This is a genomic window from Mesorhizobium sp. M7A.F.Ca.CA.002.04.1.1 (genome assembly GCF_004022805.1).
GTDB classification, from domain to species: domain Bacteria; phylum Pseudomonadota; class Alphaproteobacteria; order Rhizobiales; family Rhizobiaceae; genus Mesorhizobium; species Mesorhizobium ciceri.
The window spans coordinates 1-5119 of sequence record NZ_RZPL01000400.1; the positions used below are offsets into that span (position 1 = coordinate 1).

Below are 5119 nucleotides of genomic sequence, written 5' to 3' on the forward strand. Positions count from 1 at the left end.
CCTCGAGGCAGGCGCCTTGCCGCTGGCCGGCCTCACCGCCTGGCAAGGGCTTGTTCGCCACGGCGGGCTGAAATCGGGGCAGCGCGTATTGGTGCATGCGGGAGCCGGCGGCGTCGGTCATCTGGCGGTGCAGATCGCCAAGGCGCGCGGCGCCCACGTCGTCGCCACGGCCAGCCCGGGCAAGCTCGATTTCGTCCGCAACCTCGGCGCCGACGAGGTCATCGACTACACCAAGGGCGATTTCACCGACCAGGTTCGCGACATCGATCTGGTGCTGGATCCAATGGGGGGCGACCACGCCCAACGCTCGCTGAAGGTGCTCAAGCGTGGCGGCGTGCTGGTGTCACTGCTCGATGTCAGCGACGACACAAGGGCGCACGCCAGTGCGCGCGATATTCGGGTCGAGCGTATGTCGGTCTTCCCCGACAGGGAGGGCCTGCTGGAACTGGCTCGGTTGATCGATGCCAACAAGATCACCGTCCATGTGGCGAAGAGCTTCCCACTGGACCAGGCGGGGGCCGCTCACGCCTTCCTTGCCACCAAGCCGATCGGCAAGGTTGTGCTGTCGCTCTGAGCGGAACGGTGACCGTGAAAAACAGAAGGGCGCGGAGTTAGCCGCGCCCTTCATCTAAATTCGCAATGGTCAGTGCCGGTATTGCTGGATGCGTGTCGTGCGCAGCCCGGCAAGGCCGTATTCGTCGATCGACGCCTGCCAGGACAGGAATTCCTCGGTGGTGAGCTTGTAGCGTTGGCATGCCTCGTCCAGGCTCAAAAGCCCGCCGCGCACGGCCGCAACCACTTCCGCCTTACGCCGGATAACCCAGCGACGTGTATTGGTCGGCGGCAGATCGGCAATCGTAAGAGGGCTGCCGTCAGGCCCGATAACATATTTGACTCTCGGTCTAACCAGATCGGTCATCGTACTCTCTACAAAAAACTCAAAGACCCAATCCCCGCCACGTTACCGCCACAGCTTTAAAAATTGCCTAAGCAGACCCTAATGACTAGGTAAGGATCATGAACGCCGCGTTAGTCTTTTCGCCGGCATTTGAAACATCTGCCCGCAAACCCTGATTTGCCGGGGGAAAATGCATCCCTTGGCGAAGATCGGCCACAAACGGTGAATCGCCCTGCACGCTGGCGCGCCGGTAAAGCTTGACCTATATTCTCGACATTGGCATTGAGGCGCCGCGCAGAACGAAAGCATCATGAACAGTCTCGATCTTCCCGGACGTCCCGAAAACACCCGCATCGTCGTCGCCATGTCCGGCGGTGTCGATTCATCGGTCGTCGCCGGCCTGCTGAAACGCGAGGGCTACGACGTCGTCGGCGTCACCTTGCAGCTCTACGACCACGGCGCGGCGACGCACCGGGCCGGCTCATGCTGCGCGGGGCAGGACATCGACGATGCCCGCCGTGTCTCCGAGACGCTCGGCATCCCCCATTATGTGCTCGACTACGAGGAACGCTTCCGCAAGGCGGTCATCGATCCCTTCGCCGAGAGCTACGTCGCCGGCGAGACGCCGATCCCGTGCGTTTCCTGCAACCAGACGGTGAAGTTCGCCGACCTCCTGGCCACCGCCAAGGAGCTCGGCGCCGACGCGCTGGCCACCGGCCACTACATCCGTTCCGGCGCCAATGGCGCCCAGCGCGCGCTCTACCGTCCGGTCGACGCCGACCGTGACCAGAGCTACTTCCTGTTCGCCACCACGCAGGCGCAGATCGACTATCTGCGCTTTCCCCTCGGCGGCCTGTCGAAGCCTCAGGTTCGCGCCATCGCCGAGGAGATGGGGCTGGCGGTTGCCGCCAAGCAGGACAGCCAGGACATCTGCTTCGTGCCGCAGGGCAAGTATTCCGACATCATCGCCAAGCTGAAGCCAACTGCGGCCAATCCGGGCGACATCGTCCACATCGACGGCCGCGTGCTCGGCCGCCATGAGGGCATCCTGCGCTACACGATCGGCCAGCGCCGCGGCATCGGCATCGCTTCCGGCGAGCCGCTTTACGTCGTCCATCTCGATGCCGACCGGGCTCGCGTCGTGGTTGGCCCGCGCGAGGCGCTGGAGACGCACAAGATCTATCTCCGCAATATGAACTGGCTGGGCGACGGACCGCTCACAGACGTCCCTGCCGGCGGCCTGGAACTGTTCGCCAAGGTCCGCTCGACGCGGCCGCCGCGCCCGGCCGTGCTGCATCATCGTGCCGGTGCCACATGGGTGGAACTGGTAGACGGCGAGTCCGGCATCGCGCCGGGCCAGGCCTGCGTGCTCTACTCCGATGACGGCAACGAGGCCCGCGTGTTCGGCGGCGGCTTCATCGAGCGATCGGAGCGTGGCGCCGAGGCCGAGGCCATGCTGACCCGGCTTGCCGCCCGGCCGGACCAGATTCCCGCGGAATAAGATTCCCGCGGAATAAGATTCTTGCCGAATAAGTTTCCTGCCGAATAATCCGCGCTTCAGGAATTCGACTTGGTGTGGGTGACCGTGCCGGCGGTCAGGATGCGCAGCACCCTGATCGCTTCCTCGCCGCTGGTACGCGGTTCGGCACGCGTCTCGATGCACTGGATGAAATGCTCCAGCTCGCGCGTCAGCGGCATGCCCTGGGCAACCGCGACATAGGACGGCTCATTGGTGGTGAAGGCCCATTGGCCGCTGTCCTGCCACACCGCGTGGCGGTAGACGGCCAGCTTGCGTTCCCATGGCTCGACGTCGTCGAACACCGCCATTGCCTTGGTGCCGACCACGGTCAGCCGCCGCTCGCGATAGGGATTGAGACGCGAGGTGAAGAGATGGCTGCGCAGGCCGTTGGGGAAGCGCATGTGCAGATGCGCGAAGTCGCTGAGATTGTCGAGCAGGGCGGCCCCCTCGCCGCGCACCTCGATCGGCTCTGTGCCGGTGATCGCCAGGATCATCGACAGATCGTGCGGCGCCAGGTCCCACAGCGCGTCGTTCTCTGTGTGGAACTTGCCGAGGCCGAGCCGGTGAGAGTGGATGTAGCGGACCTCCCCGAGTTCGCCCTTGTCGATCAGCCCCTTCAGCGTCTCGAAGGCGGGGTGGAACCGCAGGACATGGCCGACCATGAAGACGCGGCCATTGTCCTTGGCCGCCTGCACCGCACGCTCGGCATCCGCCACCGTCAGCGCGATCGGCTTTTCCACCAGCACGTCCTTGCCGTTCTCGACGGCACGTACCGCAAGGTCGGCATGGAACTGCGGCGGCAGCGCCATGACGATGGCGTCGATATCGTCACGGACGAACAGCTGGTCCGGCTCGATCGCCAGGCAGTCCTGCTCGCTGGCAAAGCCTTCCGCGCGGGCCCGGTTGGTATCGGAGACCGCGTGCAGCGCGCCGAGCGCCTTGAGAGTGCGGATGTGGTTGCTGCCCCAGTATCCGCAACCGAGGACTGCTATGCGCGGCTTCATCTGTTTCAAACTCTAAAAACTCGTGGCCGAGACATAGCGACGTGCCCCTTCGAACTCAACCCCGGCGGCGACAACCAAATGTCGCCGCGGCAAAGCTTTTCGATAATGACGATAAGCCGGCAAGCCGGTTGCTTCGAAGCTTGACAGGCTCACCTTCCCAACCTTATATCCGCGCGACCTTGGCGAACGCCCCCGACATGCCCTTCGATTTGAGGCGGATTTCGGGCCTTTCGCCGCCCTGGCGGGGTAGCTCAGTTGGTTAGAGCACGGGAATCATAATCCTGGGGTCGGGGGTTCAAGTCCCTCTCCCGCTACCAAAATCCAGTTAAACCATGGAAATGGCTAAAAATTTATACGCGTTGGTAGCGCTTCCGGTTGAAATTGTTCAATAATTTCAATGCGGCGCCATCGTGTTCCTCGCCCCGGTAGAGACGAGAAAGAGTAACGCGTTCCTCGCTTGGACGAGGATTAATCCGATTGCATCGCTCGGACCTCGACCTATGCAAGCCATTCCGCATGCCATCTCAAATGGTCGTCCATGAATGTCGAAATGAAGAAATACGAATGGTCGTATCCGTCCTGCATGCGCAACGTCAGCGGAATGCCGGCTTTGGCGCAGGCCGCCTCCAAAAGCCAGGGTCTCAGCCCGTCATTCAGGAACCCGTCCGATGTTCCCTGATCGACGAGAAATTCCGGGAAGCGGCGCCCGTCTTCAACAAGCGAAGTAGCGTCGTAGGCCCGCCACGAGGCCTCATCCGTGCCGAGATATTTTTCGAAAGCCGGCCTTGACCAGCCGGCAGCGCTTGGCTGCACGATCGGCGCAAATGCCGAGCAACTCCTGAACCGCTGCGGGTTTTTCAAAGCAATCGTCAGCGCGCCGTGTCCGCCCATCGAATGGCCCGTTATGGCTTGGCGCGACATGTCTGCCGGAAAATTAGCGGCGATCAGCGTGGGTAGTTCCTCGACGAGGTAGGAATACATCCGGTAGTTCTTCGCATAAGGCTCCTGCGTTGCATCAAGATAAAAGCCGGCGCCGCCGCCAAACTGCCAATTGTCCTTGTCATCAGGGATGTCGGCGCCGCGCGGACTGGTGTCTGGACAGACGACGATCAGGCCAAGTTCGGCGGCCATGCGCCTGTATTCGCCTTTGTCCATGACATTTTGATGGGTGCAGGTCAGTCCCGACAAATACCACACCACGGGGCAAGGCGTTTCCCGGGCCTGTGGAGGCACGAAAACGGCAAACGTCATGTCGCAGCAGCAACTCGTCGACAGGTGCGAATAGATGCCCTGCACTCCGCCATGGGATTTTGCCTGGGAGATGGTCTTCATGGGTTCCGGCATATTCCCTCTCCACGGATTTCAAACGCCAATGGGCCGGTGTCTACGGCATCGACCATGATCGCGGCAACCCGGGCGGATCAGGTGGGGTCGAACCGACCGGCGGCGCGGACATCCGGAATGTCAGTCGCGCCGCCGGCCTAACGCCCGATGTCGGGGAGGCACGGTATTTTGGGAACACAGAGCCTTCGACGCGAGCGTGTCGTGTGAGCCGGTCAGTAAACCACGACGCTGCGAATGCTCTCCCCGGCATGCATGAGATCGAAACCCTTGTTGATGTCCTCGAGCTTGAGCGTGTGGGTGATCATCGGGTCGATCTGGATCTTGCCGTCCATGTACCAGTCGACGATCTTCGGC

5 protein-coding genes, 1 tRNA gene and 1 pseudogene are annotated in these 5119 nt (G+C 62.3%); 3 read left to right on the forward strand and 4 right to left on the reverse strand.

The window, feature by feature from the left end; all coding sequences use genetic code 11:
- Positions 1-574, forward strand: a 574-nt coding sequence (locus ENZ75_RS20080) for an NADP-dependent oxidoreductase (protein WP_164887884.1), incomplete at its 5' end; no start/stop codon positions are given.
- Between the two features lie 69 nt (positions 575-643).
- Here ENZ75_RS20080 and ENZ75_RS20085 read toward each other — a convergent pair.
- Positions 644-919 (reverse strand): DUF1153 domain-containing protein, encoded by a 276-nt coding sequence (locus tag ENZ75_RS20085; RefSeq protein ID WP_013529904.1) that lies wholly within the window; start codon positions 917-919, stop codon positions 644-646.
- 289 nt (positions 920-1208) lie between these two features.
- Here ENZ75_RS20085 and mnmA point away from each other — a divergent pair, with 289 nt between their 5' ends.
- Positions 1209-2399, forward strand: coding sequence for a tRNA 2-thiouridine(34) synthase MnmA (mnmA, locus tag ENZ75_RS20090; protein ID WP_063168876.1), 1191 nt, complete (start codon positions 1209-1211; stop codon positions 2397-2399).
- Positions 2400-2455: 56 nt separating this feature from the next.
- Here the strand turns inward: mnmA and ENZ75_RS20095 are convergent, their stop codons facing one another.
- Positions 2456-3421 (reverse strand): Gfo/Idh/MocA family oxidoreductase, encoded by a 966-nt coding sequence (locus tag ENZ75_RS20095; RefSeq protein ID WP_013529902.1) that lies wholly within the window; start codon positions 3419-3421, stop codon positions 2456-2458.
- A gap of 240 nt (positions 3422-3661) precedes the next feature.
- Between ENZ75_RS20095 and ENZ75_RS20100 the strand changes: the two genes are divergently transcribed.
- Positions 3662-3738, forward strand: a tRNA-Met gene (locus ENZ75_RS20100).
- A 181-nt stretch (positions 3739-3919) separates the two neighbouring features.
- On the opposite strand, the gene fghA is transcribed toward ENZ75_RS20100, so the two are convergent.
- Together fghA and ENZ75_RS20110 are read right to left on the reverse strand one after the other, a co-directional pair.
- Positions 3920-4765, reverse strand: a complete 846-nt coding sequence (gene fghA / locus ENZ75_RS20105; protein ID WP_063168877.1) for an S-formylglutathione hydrolase — start codon at positions 4763-4765, stop codon at positions 3920-3922.
- 212 nt (positions 4766-4977) lie between these two features.
- Positions 4978-5119, reverse strand: a pseudogene (locus ENZ75_RS20110) (S-(hydroxymethyl)glutathione dehydrogenase); the annotation flags it as partial.